Here is a 17,863-nt window from a genome sequence, read left to right as displayed (position 1 = left end):
TCCTCCCATCTTGTTCATTATAAACATTAACGTTACGTTAATGTAAAGGGAAAAGGATAGGCATACACAACAATGCGCCTTGGTTATCATGGCAAGGAAAGCCAAACCAAACCAAACCAAGCCAAGCCGAGCGACCCGAGCGACCCAAGAAGCCAAGCAAGCCAAGCGACCGAAGCGACCGAAGCGACCCAAGCAAGCCAAGCAAGCCAAGCAAGCCAAGCAAGCCAAGCAAGCCAAGCAAGCCAAGCAAGCCAAGCAAGCCAAGCAAGCCAAGCAAGCCAAGCAAGCCAAGCAAGCCAAGCAAGCCAAGCAAGCCAAGCAAGCCAAGCAAGCCAAGCAAGCCAAGCAAGCCAAGCAAGCCAAGCAAGCCAAGCAAGCCAAGCAAGCCAAGCAAGCCAAGCAAGCCAAGCAAGCCAAGCAAGCCAAGCAAGCCAAGCAAGCCAAGCAAGCCAAGCAAGCCAAGCAAGCCAAGCAAGCCAAGCAAGCCAAGCAAGCCAAGCAAGCCAAGCAAGCCAAGCAAGCCAAGCAAGCCAAGCAAGCCAAGCAAGCCAAGCAAGCCAAGCAAGCCAAGCAAGCCAAGCAAGCCAAGCAAGCCAAGCAAGCCAAGCAAGCCAAGCAAGCCAAGCAAGCCAAGCAAGCCAAGCAAGCCAAGCAAGCCAAGCAAGCCAAGCAAGCCAAGCAAGCCAAGCAAGCCAAGCAAGCCAAGCAAGCCAAGCAAGCCAAGCAAGCCAAGCAAGCCAAGCAAGCCAAGCAAGCCAAGCAAGCCAAGCAAGCCAAGCAAGCCAAGCAAGCCAAGCAAGCCAAGCAAGCCAAGCAAGCCAAGCAAGCCAAGCAAGCCAAGCAAGCCAAGCAAGCCAAGCAAGCCAAGCGAGCCAAGCAAGTCAAGTGACCCAAGCAAGCCAAGCGACGCAAGCGACCCAAGTGACCCAAGTGACCCTACCAACCGAACTAACCCAATAAACCAACCAACCCAATCCCAAACGGACAAATGAAGGTAGTGCTCGGATTCGATAATCTATGTACTAGATCTTAAAAGCTAATTGCTAGAGTCCATCAGTTGTCCTGATGAATAGTGTGGCTTCCATGGAAGTGGAGACGATAGCGGAAGCAAATCTTCCGCTATCGCCTAGAAAATATAAAAAACAGAGAAATAAAGGAATGGTTAGTTCCGTTATTTCTCTGTTTTTGGTGTAAAGCACTCCTATTCGCCCAGTTAACGGAATTCCGGCTTCCGCTAAAGCCTTGAATTGGGGGCGGCGGAGTAAATAACGGAACCCACAGTTCCGTTTGGACCCTTCAGGCGTCATATCAGCTTCGCCATTGTATTCACCGCTGTATCTCCATTACAATAAGAGCCCTTATCATGAACTGTCGACGAATCTTGGCTAGTTAGTGGTTTGCAAGGGTGGTTTGATCGGCTTGCGTCGAGCATTGAGGACGATATTGATTAAAATAACGGCCAGCACGACAAGTTGCGGCACAGTTGTTTCCCAGCTAGGGTAAATACCCAGCTTCGGAAGGTTGAATAAGTGATCCGAGTTGTGCGCAGGGAGGCTTCCAGTGACCTGCAGCGCATGAACGCTGACGCCTATGAACTTAAAGGCCATGTAGTAGAGCAGCAAACCGGCTGCCAGAAAAAATGGGCGTACCGGAATTCGCGAGCTCAGTTTGATGATTGCATAGCCTATAGCAGACAATGCGATGAGGGCGCCAACAATACCGAGCAGCAGGTCAGTCAAACCAATTGTAGCTACCATACCAAAATAAAAAATAATCGTCTCCGCACCTTCCCTTATAACGGCAAGAAATGCAGTAAAGCTAAGCGACCATAGTGTTCCTCGAGCCAAGGAGGTGCCGATGCTCTGCTCCACATAACGGGTCCAGGCTTGCAGGTTGGATTTCTTGTGCAGCCAGGCTCCGATCGTTAGCATAAACAAAACAGCAACAAGGCCTGTAACCCCTTCTATCATCTCACGCGAGCTGCCTGTTGATAAGTTGGACAGGACGATGCTCAGAATGACGGCAAGAATGGCGGAGGCGACGAGCCCCATCGCCGCTCCGGACCAAATCCATTTGCGTTTGTCTGCGTTGCCGGATTTGTTCAAGAACGTCAGCAGCGAGACGATTATCAGGATGGCCTCCAGCCCTTCCCGGAACAAAATTAATGCTGCATCCCAAGCTGTGTAAGAGGATGCCTCTGCGAAAGGCTGAAGCTCTGTTTTCATCTCAGCTATAAGGGAGGACGCTTTATCCCAGTTAGGAGGATTGGATAAAATCAGGGTCGGGACGGCAACCATCTTCGTTTCGATGCTGCTGTATGTGTCGGGTGCCCTCGTGATGACGACGCCTTCTACAGATGGCCAGGCGGCGATGAAGCCATCCATTTTGCCTGCAGCCACTTCCGGCTGTTTGTTCTGAATGTCAGCTTGAACGGAATCTAGAAGCTGCAGGAGCGAAGCGACGGATGGTTGCTCCGACGAGGTGAGAGTGGTTGATGCATTTGCTTCCGCCTTGCCCGAGACATAATCCTCAACGGCTGTAATTAGCTCTTTTAGCTTCGCTGTGCTTTTGGCAGCATCTGGAGGTTCAATATTTAGTGCAATCCGAGCTCCACTAATTTTCAACTCCATATTGCCATAGACTTGTGCATTCTCGGATCGGATCAGGTTCTCTGCTTTATACCAGCCGTTAACGAAGCTGTTATAGGATTGTTTAGCTTGGGGCCAGTTTCCCGCTGTGATGGCTGCCAAGCTTTTGTTCAGCTGAGGAAGAAGGGCCCCAATCTGCTTATGGGCCTTTTCCTTGGGCTGGCCGCTGTCTCTTTGTGCCGTAACGTAACGGTCGACTGCTTTGGCTAGATTGGATATGGCAGCCGAAGCAGGCTCTGGCGCGTAACCAATCTTCGTAAGCTCCTGCTCCGCTTTGAGCAGCGCTGAGGATAACGCCTGGGCCTCGGCAGATTTATCCGTGTTTACTTCCCAGAGAGCCTTCAAACGGGTAATGGATAGTCGAGCTTCCTCCCAATTCTTGTCCCCGCTGCTGATTAAAGCGTCGCTGGACAAGGCGATAAGCTGTTTGAGCTGATCAGGCTGAAGGGCGGCAGCAGCTCCAATAGCTCCTTGAAGTCCGGACAATAGCAGCAGCAGGAACATACAGATGATGAGCCTATTACGTTTCAAGCTCAAGATGTTCACTCCATCCCTGATTATGATTAAAATAACGTATCCCCGATATAACCGCCTGTGCTAGCTCCAGGCAGACAGGCATATAAGCCGCTGCCTACATGTGTGATATATTCGTTGAGCTTATCCATGGATGCGAGCTTCTGCTGCATCGGAATAAACTGCTTGCGAGGATCACGATTGAAGCAAATGAACAGAAGACCGGCATTCAACTGCCCGGTCTTTACGTCCATGCCGCTTGAGTAGGAATAGCCTCGCCGTAAAATCTTTACCTTGCCGTCCATGTGGGATAGCGCTACATGCGAGTTTGCGGGAATGACGAGGTTGCCCTTGGCGTCCTTGCGGTCCAGTTCAAGCTCGTCGAATTCGCCGGCTTTGCTGAGCGGCGCGCCTGAATGGCGATGCCGGCCGAACGTAGCCTCCTGATCATCGAGGGAGGATCGATCCCATACCTCAATTCGTATGCGGATTCTACGCATCACCATGTAGCTTCCGCCGGTCATCCAAGATGGATTGTCGGAGGGCTGTGCCCAAACGATCTCATCGGCCGTTGCCGCTTCGCTAACGTTGGGATTGTTAGAGCCATCCTTGAAGCCCATAAGGTTTCGCGGGGTGGAGCCTGACGGGTCTGCAGCGCCGGTGCGCTGGAAGCCTTCCTGCATCCAGTGGAGCACCGCCTTTCCGCGAGCGATACGGGCTAGATTGCGCAGCGCATGGAAGGCGACCTGTGGATCGTTCGCACACACTTGAACGACAATATCTCCGCCGGACCATTCCTTGCGAATCTCATCGCTGTTAAATCGAGGGAGATCAACCAAGGGAGCAGGCCGCTTCCCTGCCAAGCCAAAGCGTTCATCGAAGAAAGAAGCGCCGAGGCCAAATGTAAGGGTTGTACGCATTGGAGCAAGTCCCGCACTTTCCCCTGTATCGGCAGGAGGGAGATGTGGATTGTCGCTCTCCTCCTCGATGAACTTGCCTTCGGCGAGCCTTGCCGATGCCGAGGTCCAGATCTGAAACAGCTTGCGGACATCCTCAAGCGTAGTGGCTGTTAAATTAAAAGCAGCCATACAGATGAAATCCTGCATAGGTGTTAAGATACCCGCCTGATGTTTGCCGTAGAAGGGGATGATCCCGTCTGCGGAAACAGCAGCTGAAGCGGCTGTGGTGGAAGCCTTACTGGATGCAGCTGGGCCTTGGAGCCAACTATTCATGCCTCCCGCCCCTAGCAGAAGGCCGACGCCTCCGACACCAGCCAGCTTTAAAGCGTCCCGTCGTGAAATTTTTTTACTTGATGCGTCTTCGGGATCGTTCGTTGTCATGAGTTAGCCCCCTAGAATGGTTCCCATTTTGGACAACGGCTCTGCCAAGGCATCGAGCGCTTGGCTCAGTTTCTTGATTTGATCTTCCTTCAGATCGCTGTAGAGCACATAATCCTTATCTTTACGGTAAGGTGTGAGAGCTTTGTCAAGCTCGCCGAAGCGAGTTTCGATTTCTTGGGATAGAGCAGCGTCCTTCTTCTCTACAGACGCTTTAAGCACCTTGAAAATTTCGTTCGCCCCTTCGACATTAGCTGCAAAATCGTACAGGTCCGTGCGTGAATATCGTTCTTCTTCGCCGGTTACCTTGCTTGACGATACCTCATTAAGCAGCTCGACAGCGCCGGTTACCAGCAGCTTTGCATCGATCTCTACGCTTTCTACCTTTACGCGAAGCTGTTTTACATCCTGCAGCAGCTGATCGGCGACCTTATCTTGACCAGCCAAAGATTTCGTTTCCCATAAAGCTTTCTCTAGTTTATGGTATCCGCGCCACTCGTTATCAGGGACATCGCCTTCACGGGCGTCGATCCATGGATCGAAATCTCCCAATGATTCAGCTATGGGCTCTATTCTTTCATAATAAGCACGTGCGGGTGCATATTGCTTCTTCGCTGCTTCTATGTCTCCGGCTTTGACAGCTTTAGTGAAGCTTTCAGTAGATTTCACAAGCTGATCAGTTTGTTCAATAACCCATTTGCGGTATTGATCAATCGAAACGTTCAGATTCGGAGCGGCATCGTTGGCAGCGGCAGGCTTTTCAACGGCCTTTTCTGCAGGTTTATCAGTAGGCTTATCTGCAACAGCCGGTTTAGCTGGCTGAGCTGCCTCCGTTTTTTTGGCTTCTTTATTAGCTTCTGAATCTCCGCATCCAGAGAGCAGCAGGGCTGAACCCAACACAACTGCTGACAGAGGATAGCTCCATTTTTTATTCATGCTAAACATCCCTTCGTATTCAAAGTGTGGAGAATATGAGTGAGAATAAAAATCATTATCAGTTAAAAATAATTTATACCTTTCACTAAGCTTTTGCAATACTTTTAAAGAACAAAGTTGTCGATATTTTGTCTGTTTAACCGGTTTCTACCTATTAAAGTAAACTGCCGATAATTAAGGAATCATTCAGGGGGCATGCCAACTTCTAGTTTGATTTGCCCCCAAAATTGTTGATCTGGGAAAGTCATATTGATTTAATAAGGTTCATTAAGATTAATGAGTGGTTTATAATAAAGCTAAATTCCGATTAAGACTGAAATTCATCCTGATTCATAAGGAGATTTATCATTTGCACCTACTAGCTAAGGAGTCCAGTTTGTTTAATGAGATTGCGGTTTACGAAACTAACCAGTTATATGGCGAGATGGGAAAATATCGATTTTTGCAGTTTTCAGATGATGCTATGCAAGGTGCAGTGGACTTGAAGGATCTGAGCCGCATTGTGCTGGAATACCCGAGAGCAATTATACATTTAATGGAGTTCAACGATCCTTCGTTTGAAAATGTGTTTGTCATTGGGCATGGTATCGGGACGATCGCGAGCCATTACCCGGACAAGCGATTTACTGTAGCTGAAATAGACCAGAAAGTAGTGGAGTTAAGCAGGCTGTTTTTCAATTACCGGAAGGATAATGTTGTTATAGGAGATGGGCGCAGTATCCTCATGAATGAAGAACCCAATAAGTTTGATTATATAATCTTGGACGCTTTCACGAAAAAAGGTACTCCGCTCCATTTAACAACGAAGGAATTTTTCGAAATGACGATGGAAAAGCTCAACTCTCGGGGAGCTATCATTATTAATCTAATGGGAAAATCCAAGAACGATAAACTGATCGATGCTATTTATACCACTCTTAGAGAAACATATGCTTACTCAAAAGCCTACGGCCTGGCGGGGACGGATGAGTCTGACATACGGAATATTATTATAATGGGGAGCAACAAGACTATCGAATTCCAGGCAAAGGATATGGCAGGCTTTATTGAGATCGAACTAGGAAATGGACATATTATAATGGACAGTGAGCCAAAGTTTCTTTAATGGATGGGATTGATTTTTTTCGTATGATGCGCCGCTACCTGGCTTCCCAAAAGCTGATGTGCATGTTATTTGCTGTGTGTATTCTAGTAGAGTTCGGCTATGCTCTGTTTAAACCTAAGCAATCAGCTTAAAAGCTGCTTCAAGTGTCCGAATTGATTTAATTAAGAGGCGGTCTCTTCACGGTATTGAACCGGGGAGAGGTCGCTTATTTTTTTGCCAATCAAAGTATCCCTTAATGGTTACCAACTTACCTTAATATAACTACTATTTCTTCTTTCAGCTTCGGTTTATAATCTACTTGTAATCGATGTTCTGTATCAAAATTAGAGGAGGATAATGTAATGAATCAGCTTAAATTAACAGGTAAGGATCTAGGGGACCCGGTTAAGCAAGGGGCAACCGAAGAGCTGTCCAATGGTTATCTTCTGACCGCAGGCGGCTCCGATATATGGGGGATGTCTGATCAATTCCATTTTGCTTATACTGTACATAAAGGTGATTTTGATTTTACGGTTCGTTCGGAGTCTTTAAGTAGAGAGCAGATTTATATACTAAAGCCGGGATTATGCTCGTGAGACATTAGATGCGGACAGCCCGCATATTTTCCATACGGTGTTTCCCGATAACAGCTCCAGAAATAAAAATAACGGAGGCTATGAGCTTCAATTCCGTGAAAGCAAGGGAGGAGCCAGCGCAGCCGTATATCCTTCCGATTACACATCAGAAACACCGGAGTTTCCTGTGCTTTTTCCAGACACGTGGATCAGGCTGAAGCGATCGGGGAATACGTTTGAGGCTTTTTGCGGTGGCGGGGAAAAGGTGGAGGCTGTTTGCCTCACAAGTACTGGAGCTGAGCTCTACGGTTATGCTGGGGTTGGCCGTTACATCTCATACTAAAAACGAAACGGCTGTGGCTTCATTTAAAGATATCACCTTACTATAATGCTTCGGTTTCGATGAAACGACAGTCCAAATGACAGCTCAGAAAGCGAGAGAAATCGAGTTTTCTGTCTTTTGCAGGAACCATACAGCAGGGGTTAGATTTGAACTTCACAAGGGAAGCAGGATATGATGTGGCTACTTTTAAGTACAATCAGGAACGTTTGTTTCGGGATGACCCGGATCTGCACCTCTTCTATTGGGGAAAAGAGGATTGCGCTCCAGGACATTGCGCAGGACCGGGAGTCAGAGATGTATATAAGATTCATTTTATTCATAAAGGAAAAGGCATTTTCCAGGTTGGAGATCAAACCTCTTCTCTATCATCGGGGCAATCAAAGTAAGTCAGATCGAAGATGCTGTTGACGTATTGCGTGTGCTTGATTTCTCAGAGGAAGAGTTGTTACGCATCAATGCTATTTTGAAATGAAGATGAGTGCAACAACGAGACGGCTGCCGCGAAGGAGAGGTTTCGTTGTTTTTGCAATTCTAAAGGAGGATAGGATAAACATGAAAGCATATCGTTTAAACCAGCTATCCGATACAATGGAAGGTCATATTTTAAATCAAATACTTCCTGGCAAATACATTTCTTATGGCGGACTCGCCTTTGAAAAGCCCGGTGCGAGGGCGCACACTAACGATGGACCAGGCGGTATCGATTATCATGTACATGAAGATTGCGAAGCTTTTATTATCCTTCAAGGCCAAGGAATTGTAGAGATCAACAAGGAGCTCTTCCATCCTGTCAAAGCGGGCGATGTAATCATAATTGAGCCTGGGGAAGATCATCATCTGACTTCTGGTATAGAGGATCCGCTTGTTGTTTTGTGGTGTCATGCCGGTTCTGAAAGAAACAAAAACCAGCTGTAGAAAACGGGTTATTTACACACGTATGCTCACTTAAGCATAGAGATTATCGGTTATTTAAATATGGCATCCAGCATATCGCGAGCAGGCCTGTATATCACTTGAATCCAATCCATCGGATTGGGAAGCTGAACATGCAGGCTATTTGCTATGCCTACCGCCACCGCAACGGATATTAAAACCGTAAAGACGCATAACTCCCGCCACCACCTTTTTTTGAAAAGCTTAGGGGTCTCATAGGCCGCGAGCAGTAGCCCAACGAATAGGATTCCGATTGCTTGAAGCATCAGGGGGGTCACCTACTTTTTCTTTTATTACGAACCCTATCTACAATCAGTAGAAGGAGAGGGATCAGCACGGCATAAGTTAGGGCATACAGCAGCCAGTATTTATAAATAAATTCATCGTAATACGTGCGGTTCGGTATGAAAACACGGGCGAATACGAGCGCAAGCAAGGCAATGGGCACCGTTACGACCTTGTAATCTTTTAAACGAAGGAGGTGGGTGATGCCCATACATGTCGCATAAAAGGATATCGACGATTTGATGAACAAGGTGGTTAGCCAAATGATAGGAATGACAATTTCGAATCGTTCCAGAAAATTTCCAATATTAATGGCTTTACCCATAGTAAAGGTAGGATAAGCAACTCTTGTTGTCGTTTGATCGCCCAGAATCAATATCGTGAAGGAAGTAACCATGAATAACAGGAGGCTTCCGATACTAACACCGACATAAAAGGATCGGGTGGCTTTGGACTTTTGATTGATCATTGGGTATAGGAACAGTAGAATGATAGCTTCCAACCAGAAGCCTAGCTGTACGGTACTGGCCTCGATGACAGGCTTAATGCCTTTGGCCAGAATCGGTCGAATGTTGTCAAACTCAATCTTGGGAATCAAAAGGCCAAGCAGGATCAATAAGAGCAGCAGCATGAAGGGGAATACAATTTCTGCTGTGCGTGCCAGTGTTTCCATGCCTAGCCGAACTGCGATCATAATAATAAAGATGAACAGCAGCATAATCGCGTAGATCGGTGTCTCCGGCATTACTTGCGAAATCATAAAATCGCCGGATTCCAACAGCAGGAGCGTCAAATCGACGAAGGTGAAGGAAGTGAAGAGGATCAAAACAAACCGCCCGATCCACTTGCCCAGGATAGCTTCCATATATTGAGGGGGGGTGAGCCCAGGATATCGCTTTGCAACCGCATTGAACAACAGGCCGAAGGCAAACATGAGAGCTGTGGCGGTACATGAGGCCAGCCACGCGTCTTGCTTGGCGTCATAGGCAAGGTACGACGGGATATAAAGAATCGAATCACCAATAATAACGATGATGACGATGATTGTAAATTGTCGTATCGATATTTGTTGCTGCACCTTCGACGAGCCTCCCCGCTATTGCTACTTCGATGATTGCATAAACGATTTGCTCAGCGCCCCTGCTGCCCGTAATCTTGCATCGACCGTAATCTCCACCGGGACATTGGGAAAGTCATCGTCCCAAGTAGCTTTGAGCTGCTCCCATTCCTTAGGAGCTGACCGATAAAGCGCTCTGCCAATGCCAAATATATCCGAATGCAATTTATGCTGAGATTTCTTAAGCGATCGTTCGATCATTTGTTTTACTTTCTTTTCCACTTCCATTTGCAGCTTGTTTATCGCTTCATTCTTGGATATATCGATGGAGCAATTCACTTCCCCGATATTGCCTTCAATGAACAAATGAATTTGAGCCTGTGGCTTGCCTTTTTTCACCTTAACCTTCATTTGTGTTTGCGTGCGGCTGACCTCAATAGCCAGCTTGTTTTGCTTACAGGGCACATTGATGATAGTACTTTTGATATCGCCTTGCGTGAAGTTATATCCAATGCTTTCTTCCTCATTCATCCAGCCGACCAGCTTATCCTTTTTAAACACAGCCAGCCCATCGTACTGAAGTTGCTCGGACGGAGTGGTTGCCGATGAACGGCCCACCGACTTATGATTTTTCATCACTACGCCTACCATGACATTTCCTTTCGTACTGCTCTCAATGCCAGACAAGAAGTCATTAATCGTTACCGTTTTGGTTGAACCCCATACCTTTTCTGAAGCGCGCAGGGCTGAGAACATCTTTATGGCGGGAATGTTCTCGATGTCGGAAATGACGTTTAATACATCCTCCACCTTGTTTTCTTTGGCTATCATCAGGTAAAAGTCCGAGCGAAACTCATGATCGCGGGCCATCAGATCCAGTGACTCGGTTACCCCATGTTTGGCTAAAGCTTCGCTTAGAACGACTATTCGAATATGGGATAAATAAATCTTCCGCGGCGTCTGACTTGTCAGCTTTCGCAGCGTCTCGAACACGGTGTCTCCCGTAGCCTGATAGGTCGTAAAAGGAGGGGCACCACTGCCGCCACCCCCCCATCCGCCCTTGCGGGTTTCTGCGCCAGAGTTTATGATTTGCACCGTAATTACATATTTATTATCCTTGCGATCAAGCCCAATGGCTGATGCAATGGCCAGCTCGTTCATCTCTCTTCGATTCCAGCAACCGGTTAACGTAAGGCATAGTAGGCAAATTAAGAAGACGGCCGTTTTTTTCCTGCTCATAGAATCACCTCTATGGATTATCCTGTTGCTATGATTCTGGCTGTGGTGGCGAATTGTCGGAACGAACGGCATTTTCGCTCAACAGAATTGGACGCGTACGCATTGCCCACCATGGAAAACGAAAGATGGTGTCTTTCACATTGGCCATGTTATACGGAGCTAAGGAAGTCATGTAAGGAACGCCGAAGGAGCGGAGGCTGCATAGATGAAGCAGAAGAGTTATTGTACCGACGAATATTCCGAACATGCCGAAGCTTGCTGACAGCAGCATAAAGACAAAGCGTAGAATACGAATCGGCTGCCCGCCGTCATAGGTTGGAATGATAAAGTTGGAAATGGCTGTGCTTGCCACAACTATAACCATCGCAGCTGATACAAGTCCCGCCTCCACCGCCGCCTGACCGAGAACAAGCGCCCCCACGATGGACACGGCGGTGCCTACAGCTTTTGGCATGCGGATTCCCGCTTCGTAAAGAATCTCGAAGGCGACAATCATGATGATAGCTTCTATAAATGCAGGCAGGGGTACGCCCTCACGCTGCGATGCCAAGCTGATCAGCAGGTTGGCTGGCAGTACCTCCTGATGGAAGGTCGACACGGCAATATAAAGCGACGGCGCCATCATGGAGTAGAAGTAGGCAGCGAAACGCAGCAAACGCAATAGACCGAAATCAGAGCGATGGTAATAATCCTCAGCCGATTGGAAATATTGCACGAATAGCGCCGGCACCATCAGAATGAAGGGAGAACCGTCAATAATAATCGCAATCCTGCCTTCAAGCAGTCCGGCGGCAGCCACATCAGGCCGTTCGGTATTAAAAACCGTAGGAAACGGCGAGAATGTTTCATCCTGAATCAGCTCCTCCACGTAAGCCCCTTCCAATATAGCGTCAATTTTTATGTGATCAAGCCTCCGGTTAACCTCATGAACAACATGGTCATCGGCAATTCCATTCAAATAGACAACGGAGACGCATGTTTTCGATACGGTGCCAATCTGTCTTTTCTTTACCCACAGGTTAGGATCGTTCAAGCGTTTGCGGATTAAGGCAATATTCGTCATCGCCGTTTCGGTAAAGCCTTCCTGAGGCCCGCGAATGACGGACTGGCTCTTAGGCTCACTGATGGCACGCTCCTCGCTCCCGCGTGTATCGGCAGCGAACCCGAGCGTTATTCCCTCAATGAACAAGAGGGTGCTTCCAGTCAACAGCAATGAAAGCAAGGCCTGAAAATCAGTGCTTTTCTTCAAATTGGCTATCGGTAGGGAAAGCTCGTATTCAGTCCCGGGCTCGTTCTTCTCGTTCTGCCCATAGAGCATCTGGATATCACTTTCGTTCATTTTGTACATGAGCGGGTTCATCATAAAATCATTGATCGTCAACGCTTCGGCTAATCCTTCCATATAGGCAATACCAACGGGGATATTACGGTCCGGGCCTATGCTCAGCTCTCTAATTATGAGATCTTCACTTTGTCCGAGTGCGGATCGGATGCAGGCCAGATTGTTCCGAACCGCCGGCTGAAGCTGTGTTTGATAAGTTGGGTCATTCGTCATTGTGCAATACCTCAGCATTATGTCATACATATACATGACCATTGTGTCCAAATCGGGGAGGATCAAACCAGAAATTGTAAGATAAAAGTGGGTTATCCTCTTGTAAAAACAATGAGATCACAAAAATCAGAAGTGCGTACCTGAGTGAATTTTTTGTCATAATCAGACAAGCATCTTACTCTAAACTGGTTCTGTGTGGTTAATAAAATAACTGTATAAAATGGAAAAATAAACAAAATCCTCTATTGACAAAAGGGATTATATGGAATAAAGTTTAATTGTTAGTAGTTTGTTAGTTGATATAATTTAGTAAGTTAAATATTGGGGAGGTAATACTTTTGGCTAAAGCGAAATGGACGGTTGACACCACTCACAGCAGCGTTGACTTTACAATCCGACACATGATGATTGCGAAGGTAAAAGGCACATTCCATACCTTTGAAGCGGAAATTGAGGCTGATCCGGAGGATCTGACATCGGCCGATGTTAATTTCAGTATCGATTTAAGCAGCATTGATACTCGCAATAGTGACAGGGATGCCCATCTTCGTACAGCGGATTTCTTCGATGTGGAACAGTTTCCTCTGCTGACGTTCAAATCCAGCCAAATTGTGAAAACGGGAGAAGGGGAATATGACGTGACAGGTGATGTAACACTTCATGGCGTAACTCGTTCTGAAACGTTCGCCGTTACCTTCGAAGGTTCAGGTAAAGATCCGTGGGGCAATGAGAAGGCTGGCTTTAGTGGTCAGGGGAGCTTCAAACGCAGCGACTACGGCTTAACATATAATGCTGCACTTGAAACAGGTGGCGTTCTCATCGCAGATGAGGTCAAAATTTCCATTGAAATTGAAGCGTCCAAATAGGAATTGAAATTTATAACGCTTATATCCTATAAAATTGAAGCCTCCATTCCACGGCTCTGTGGTTGGAGGCTTCTTGCATTACATTAGTGATATGATAGCGCATTTGGCTGTTACAGAGACATTTTATCAGGCTTGGTGTGAGCTAAGCTACCCCAGTCTGAAGCAGCTCATCGATGCTTGACTTTAGTATGTCAAGTTCATCCGTCGGTTCAAATCTGCGGATGACTTTCCCTTCCTGGTCAATAAGAAACTTGGTGAAATTCCATTTAATGGAGTCACCGTATAACCATTCAGGGGATTTCTCGGTAATCATCATTTTGAGCAGCTTGGCGTTAAAATTAGCCTCATCAAATCCTTGGAACGGAGCTGCTCTTTTTAAGTAATCGAATAGAGGATGAGCATGCTCGCCGTTAACTTCCAGCTTTGCTGCAATAGGGAATTTCACGCCGTAATTAATTTGACAAAAGGATGAGGCTTCTTGGTTACTGCCCGGCTCTTGTTCCCCGAATTGATTGCATGGAAATCCAATGATTTCAACTCCAAGTGCGTGATACTGGTCGTAAAGCTTCTGGAGATCTTCAAATTGCGGGGTAAATGTGCATTTGCTCGCCGTATTTACAATAAGGACAACTTTATCTTTAAAATGGTACAAGGGCATGCGTTCTCCGTTTGTTTTGACAATATTAAAATCATAAATAGTCACGCGTCTCACCTCATCAATAGGGTTTATTCTTGCAACAATAGTATAAAAATTCCCATAAGGCAATAGTCCCGCTAAAGTTTCATGAAACCTTCATTTGATCTTCATCATACCTTCATGAAGCTAACAGCAGCAGGTGATAAGATTTGTCTATGAAGCAAATTTATACTTAGTTTAAATATATGAAAAGAGGTAAATACCATGTATAAAACAGTTATTATCGGAACTGGGCCGGGGGGATTGACGGCTGCCATATATTTGGCGAGAGCGAACCTGAATCCATTAGTTATTGAAGGGCCCGAGCCGGGCGGTCAGCTTACCACTACAACAGAAGTTGAAAATTTTCCTGGATTTCCGGATGGAATAATGGGTCCGGAGTTAATGGATAATATGCGGAAACAAGCGGAGAAATTTGGTGCTGAATTCAAATCCGGTTGGGTTAATAAAGTTGATTTCTCCAAGCGCCCCTTTACCCTTTCGGTGGAAGGTATGGGGGAGGTACAAGCGGAATCGGTCATTATTTCAACAGGTGCTTCGGCCAAATATCTAGGAATTCCAGGCGAGAAAGAAAACGTCGGCCGCGGTGTTAGCACTTGTGCGACATGCGATGGATTTTTCTTCCGCAACAAAAAGATCATCGTTGTTGGAGGCGGAGATTCAGCCATGGAAGAGGCTAATTACTTGACACGATTTGCTTCCGAAGTCGTGCTTGTTAACCGGCGGAGTGAGCTTCGCGCTTCGAAAATCATGCAGGATCGTGCTCGTGCCAACAGCAAAATCAGCTGGGGACTGAATAAAACGCCCTTGGAAGTACTGGCCGGCGAACGCGGGGTAACTGGATTGAAGGTAACCAACAACGATACTGGCTTAGAGGAAGTTATTGAAGCCGATGGGGTATTTATTGCGATCGGCCATACTCCGAACACCAAGTTTCTTGGAGGTCAGCTGACAGCTGACGACAATGGCTATCTGCTCGTGAAGCCTGGTACTACGGAGATGAACATCCCTGGTGTATTTGCTTGCGGAGATGTTCAGGATAGTCGCTACAGACAGGCTATTAGCGCGGCGGGAACCGGATGTATGGCTGCACTCGATTGCGAAAGATTTCTGGAGGATTCACATGCTCATTCAGACTTAACCTTTGCGGCATCGGGCGCTGTGGAAGGAAATTGATAAGGGAATAGACCGCTGCCTCTGCTTTTGCGGAGGGCGGTCTATTTTTTGCATTAAGATTTAATCACTCTTTTGGCCGAAACCATACGTCCCTTCCAGTTGTCGTCAAGCTCTGTGACGGTTACTCCAATCCCTACCCGATAAGTATGCAATACTTTATTATCTCCAAGATAGACGCCAACATGTCCAATCTTCTGGAGTCCGGATTCATTTTTGCGTTGAGGTGTTGTGAAGAACAGCAGGTCACCTTTTCGTATCTTATTTAAATCCACGTCCTGTCCTGTTTGGCTCTGATCTCTGGAAACACGGGGCAGTGTAACGCTTTGCTCTCCAAAGATATACCGTGTAAAGGAAGAGCAGTCGAAGGTGGCGGTCTGCTTAGGAGAAGCGCCGAACTGATAGGGCGTGCCCAAATATTTCAAACCGATAGCGATCACAGCATCCGCTTTGCGCTCCCACGCAGGCCGATCTGCTTCGAAACGGTAATCTGTCGCTGCTGCTGATACATAGCCCTTCCGGCCGTTAACAGTAACTTCGAGCCATTCCCTGTTCGACTCCGCACTGACTTCGACTTTAGTATTCATCGGTAATGTTTCAAGAACCGCAGCATTTCCATCAGGCTTCTCCAGCATGACAGCTGCAGCTTTCAGTACTGCAGTATTAGGCACATACTCCGTCTTGGGAGGTGTGGGAAGGTCGGTTGCGGGATCGTCGCTTTGAGAGGGATCGATGATAGTAGCCATTTTCGTTGAATCATCCCAGCCTACATCAAATCCAAAGGTTTCGGCAAGCAGCCGGATTGGAATATAAGTTGTACCCTGGTAATTTAAGCTGCCTGGAAGCTGCCGGGTCCCATCGTTATATCCATCTTCAGCTGAAAAGCTGGAATCCCCTTTCTTCCAATGAAAAGGAGAGAGCTCAGCTGTTACCTGCTGTATTTTTCCTGATGCCAATGATATTCCAGAACCAAGTCCTCCTGCAAAAACGGCGATACCTAGAGTGATGTATAGGGCTGATTTTTTCATGATGAATGGCTCCTCCGGAGAAATGGTTATTTCTAAACTATTCGGAGGCACGGTCGATTTAATGGGAGCTCGAAGTAGGCTGGGGCAATTTACCACACTAGAAGCGCATTGCTTGCTTCTCAAGCTTGAATCAATAAAAAGCCCTCCTCCAACCATTTGGTTAGAAGAGGGCTTAGGAAGACCAAGCTAGCTTATAATTAATTAAATGATGCCGTGAGCGAGCATAGTATCTGCTACTTTTAAGAATCCAGCAATGTTGGCGCCTACTACGAGGTTGCCTGGATGACCGTATTCCTCTGCCGCGTTGACAGAGTTTCTATAAATGTTTTTCATAATTTCATGAAGCTTGTCGTCCACCTCGTGGAAAGCCCATGAATATCTCATGCTGTTTTGAGCCATTTCAAGCGCAGAAACGGCTACGCCACCGGCATTTGCAGCCTTCGCTGGTCCGAAAAGCACGTCAGCTTGCAAGAATACATCGATAGCTTCCAATGTAGAAGGCATGTTAGCTCCTTCGCCGATTGCTAACACTCCGTTTGCTACCAAACGTTTGGCTGATGTCTCGTCAATTTCATTTTGGGTAGCGCATGGAAGAGCGATGTCACATGGAATAGTCCAGATGTTTTGGCAGCCCTCGAAGTAAACAGCGTCCGGATGTTCATTCACATACTCGCTGATCCGTTTTCTTTCTACTTCTTTCAGTCTGCGTACTGTTTCGAGATTAATTCCGTCTTTATCATAGACGTATCCGTTTGAATCGCTGCATGCAACGACTTTGGCGCCTAATTGGACTGCCTTTTGGATAGCGTAAATAGATACGTTACCTGAGCCGGACACAACAACTGTGCTTCCGTCAAAGCTTAATCCTTTGGATTTCAGCATTTCATTGACGAAGTAAACGGCACCGTAGCCAGTAGCTTCTGTACGAGCCAAGCTGCCGCCGTACAAAAGTCCTTTACCTGTAAGAACTCCGGCTTCATTGCCGCCGCGGATTCTTTTGTATTGGCCGAACATGTAGCCGATTTCTCTTGCGCCAACACCGATATCTCCCGCAGGTACGTCAGTATCAGGACCGATATATTTGCTTAATTCAGTCATGAAGCTTTGGGTGAAACGCATAACTTCGCCTTCAGACTTGCCCTTCGGATCGAAATCCGATCCACCTTTACCGCCGCCGATCGGTTGGCCGGTAAGGGAGTTTTTGAAGGTTTGCTCAAAACCGAGGAACTTAATGATGCTGGCATTAACGGAAGGATGGAATCTTAATCCACCTTTGAAAGGACCGATTGCGCTATTGAATTGAACGCGGAAGCCGCGGTTAACGTTAACAATCCCCTGATCGTCTACCCAAGGCACGCGGAAAGTAATCATTCGTTCCGGCTCAACCATTCTTTCAAGAATGCCGTTTTCCATATACTTTGGATGCTTGGCAATGACAGGTACTAACGATTCGAGAATTTCTTTTACCGCTTGATGAAATTCACTCTCGTGAGGATTACGCTTTACTACAGTTTCGTATACCCCCTGAACATAATCTTTTGCGCTTACTTCTTGTGGATTCAAGGTTTGAAGATTACTCACTACGGTTCAACCA

General features: G+C 46.9%; 18 protein-coding genes. 8 read left to right on the top strand and 10 right to left on the bottom strand.

Annotated elements, in window-relative coordinates:
* Nucleotides 1–88: 88 nt before the first annotated feature.
* Nucleotides 89–889 carry a hypothetical protein gene (locus ACFQ0C_RS10595; RefSeq protein ID WP_379366534.1) on the top strand — a complete coding sequence of 267 codons (801 nt, stop codon included), beginning with the start codon at nt 89–91 and terminating at the stop codon, nt 887–889.
* A gap of 496 nt (nt 890–1,385) precedes the next feature.
* Here ACFQ0C_RS10595 and ACFQ0C_RS10590 read toward each other — a convergent pair whose 3' ends face one another.
* The 3 genes from ACFQ0C_RS10590 to efeO are packed head-to-tail and all read right to left on the bottom strand — an operon-like array spanning nt 1,386 to nt 5,434.
* Nucleotides 1,386–3,194 (bottom strand): FTR1 family iron permease, encoded by a 1,809-nt coding sequence (locus ACFQ0C_RS10590; RefSeq protein WP_379366532.1) that lies wholly within the window; start codon nt 3,192–3,194, stop codon nt 1,386–1,388.
* A gap of 17 nt (nt 3,195–3,211) precedes the next feature.
* Nucleotides 3,212–4,501: an iron uptake transporter deferrochelatase/peroxidase subunit gene (gene efeB, locus ACFQ0C_RS10585; protein WP_379366530.1), complete on the bottom strand. Its 1,290-nt coding sequence runs from the start codon at nt 4,499–4,501 to the stop codon at nt 3,212–3,214.
* Nucleotides 4,502–4,504: 3 nt separating this feature from the next.
* Entirely contained in the window at nt 4,505–5,434 is a 930-nt protein-coding gene (efeO, locus tag ACFQ0C_RS10580) for an iron uptake system protein EfeO (protein ID WP_379366528.1), read from the bottom strand.
* 349 nt (nt 5,435–5,783) lie between these two features.
* Here efeO and ACFQ0C_RS10575 point away from each other — a divergent pair, with 349 nt between their 5' ends.
* From ACFQ0C_RS10575 to ACFQ0C_RS10555, 5 genes are all read left to right on the top strand, one after another.
* Complete coding sequence (locus ACFQ0C_RS10575) at nt 5,784–6,539, top strand: spermidine synthase (protein WP_379366526.1); 756 nt, start codon at nt 5,784–5,786, stop codon at nt 6,537–6,539.
* A 341-nt stretch (nt 6,540–6,880) separates the two neighbouring features.
* Nucleotides 6,881–7,114 carry a hypothetical protein gene (locus ACFQ0C_RS10570; protein WP_379366524.1) on the top strand — a complete coding sequence of 78 codons (234 nt, stop codon included), beginning with the start codon at nt 6,881–6,883 and terminating at the stop codon, nt 7,112–7,114.
* A gap of 230 nt (nt 7,115–7,344) precedes the next feature.
* Entirely contained in the window at nt 7,345–7,482 is a 138-nt protein-coding gene (locus tag ACFQ0C_RS10565) for a hypothetical protein (RefSeq protein ID WP_379366522.1), read from the top strand.
* A 130-nt stretch (nt 7,483–7,612) separates the two neighbouring features.
* Nucleotides 7,613–7,822, top strand: a complete 210-nt coding sequence (locus tag ACFQ0C_RS10560; protein WP_379366520.1) for an AraC family ligand binding domain-containing protein — start codon at nt 7,613–7,615, stop codon at nt 7,820–7,822.
* Between the two features lie 166 nt (nt 7,823–7,988).
* Nucleotides 7,989–8,351, top strand: a complete 363-nt coding sequence (locus ACFQ0C_RS10555) for a cupin domain-containing protein (RefSeq protein WP_379366518.1) — start codon at nt 7,989–7,991, stop codon at nt 8,349–8,351.
* Between the two features lie 50 nt (nt 8,352–8,401).
* On the opposite strand, the gene ACFQ0C_RS10550 is transcribed toward ACFQ0C_RS10555, so the two are convergent.
* The 4 genes from ACFQ0C_RS10550 to ACFQ0C_RS10535 are packed head-to-tail and all read right to left on the bottom strand — an operon-like array spanning nt 8,402 to nt 12,505.
* Nucleotides 8,402–8,635 (bottom strand): hypothetical protein, encoded by a 234-nt coding sequence (locus ACFQ0C_RS10550; protein ID WP_379366516.1) that lies wholly within the window; start codon nt 8,633–8,635, stop codon nt 8,402–8,404.
* 8 nt (nt 8,636–8,643) lie between these two features.
* On the bottom strand, nt 8,644–9,732 hold the full coding sequence (locus ACFQ0C_RS10545; protein ID WP_379366514.1) for a GerAB/ArcD/ProY family transporter: 1,089 nt from the start codon (nt 9,730–9,732) through the stop codon (nt 8,644–8,646).
* Nucleotides 9,733–9,756: 24 nt separating this feature from the next.
* Complete coding sequence (locus tag ACFQ0C_RS10540) at nt 9,757–10,950, bottom strand: Ger(x)C family spore germination protein (protein ID WP_379366512.1); 1,194 nt, start codon at nt 10,948–10,950, stop codon at nt 9,757–9,759.
* Nucleotides 10,951–10,978: 28 nt separating this feature from the next.
* Complete coding sequence (locus ACFQ0C_RS10535) at nt 10,979–12,505, bottom strand: spore germination protein (protein WP_379366509.1); 1,527 nt, start codon at nt 12,503–12,505, stop codon at nt 10,979–10,981.
* A gap of 338 nt (nt 12,506–12,843) precedes the next feature.
* On the opposite strand from ACFQ0C_RS10535, the gene ACFQ0C_RS10530 reads away from it, so the two are divergent.
* A complete protein-coding gene (locus tag ACFQ0C_RS10530; protein WP_258215816.1) occupies nt 12,844–13,371 on the top strand; it encodes a YceI family protein in 528 nt (175 codons plus the stop codon).
* Nucleotides 13,372–13,513: 142 nt separating this feature from the next.
* Here the strand turns inward: ACFQ0C_RS10530 and ACFQ0C_RS10525 are convergent, their stop codons facing one another.
* Nucleotides 13,514–14,074 (bottom strand): glutathione peroxidase, encoded by a 561-nt coding sequence (locus tag ACFQ0C_RS10525; RefSeq protein WP_258215817.1) that lies wholly within the window; start codon nt 14,072–14,074, stop codon nt 13,514–13,516.
* A gap of 198 nt (nt 14,075–14,272) precedes the next feature.
* Between ACFQ0C_RS10525 and trxB the strand changes: the two genes are divergently transcribed.
* Nucleotides 14,273–15,244 (top strand): thioredoxin-disulfide reductase, encoded by a 972-nt coding sequence (gene trxB, locus ACFQ0C_RS10520; protein ID WP_379366506.1) that lies wholly within the window; start codon nt 14,273–14,275, stop codon nt 15,242–15,244.
* Nucleotides 15,245–15,297: 53 nt separating this feature from the next.
* Here trxB and ACFQ0C_RS10515 read toward each other — a convergent pair whose 3' ends face one another.
* Nucleotides 15,298–16,269 carry a C40 family peptidase gene (locus tag ACFQ0C_RS10515; protein WP_379366504.1) on the bottom strand — a complete coding sequence of 324 codons (972 nt, stop codon included), beginning with the start codon at nt 16,267–16,269 and terminating at the stop codon, nt 15,298–15,300.
* 201 nt (nt 16,270–16,470) lie between these two features.
* On the bottom strand, nt 16,471–17,850 hold the full coding sequence (gene gdhA / locus ACFQ0C_RS10510) for an NADP-specific glutamate dehydrogenase (protein ID WP_258215820.1): 1,380 nt from the start codon (nt 17,848–17,850) through the stop codon (nt 16,471–16,473).
* Nucleotides 17,851–17,863 lie beyond the last annotated feature (13 nt).

It is taken from the genome of Paenibacillus sp. GCM10027630 (assembly GCF_042676305.1).
Taxonomy (GTDB): domain Bacteria; phylum Bacillota; class Bacilli; order Paenibacillales; family NBRC-103111; genus Paenibacillus_S.
The sequence above is the reverse complement of the archived record's forward strand: the minus strand, read 5'-3'. Positions and strand labels throughout refer to the sequence as shown.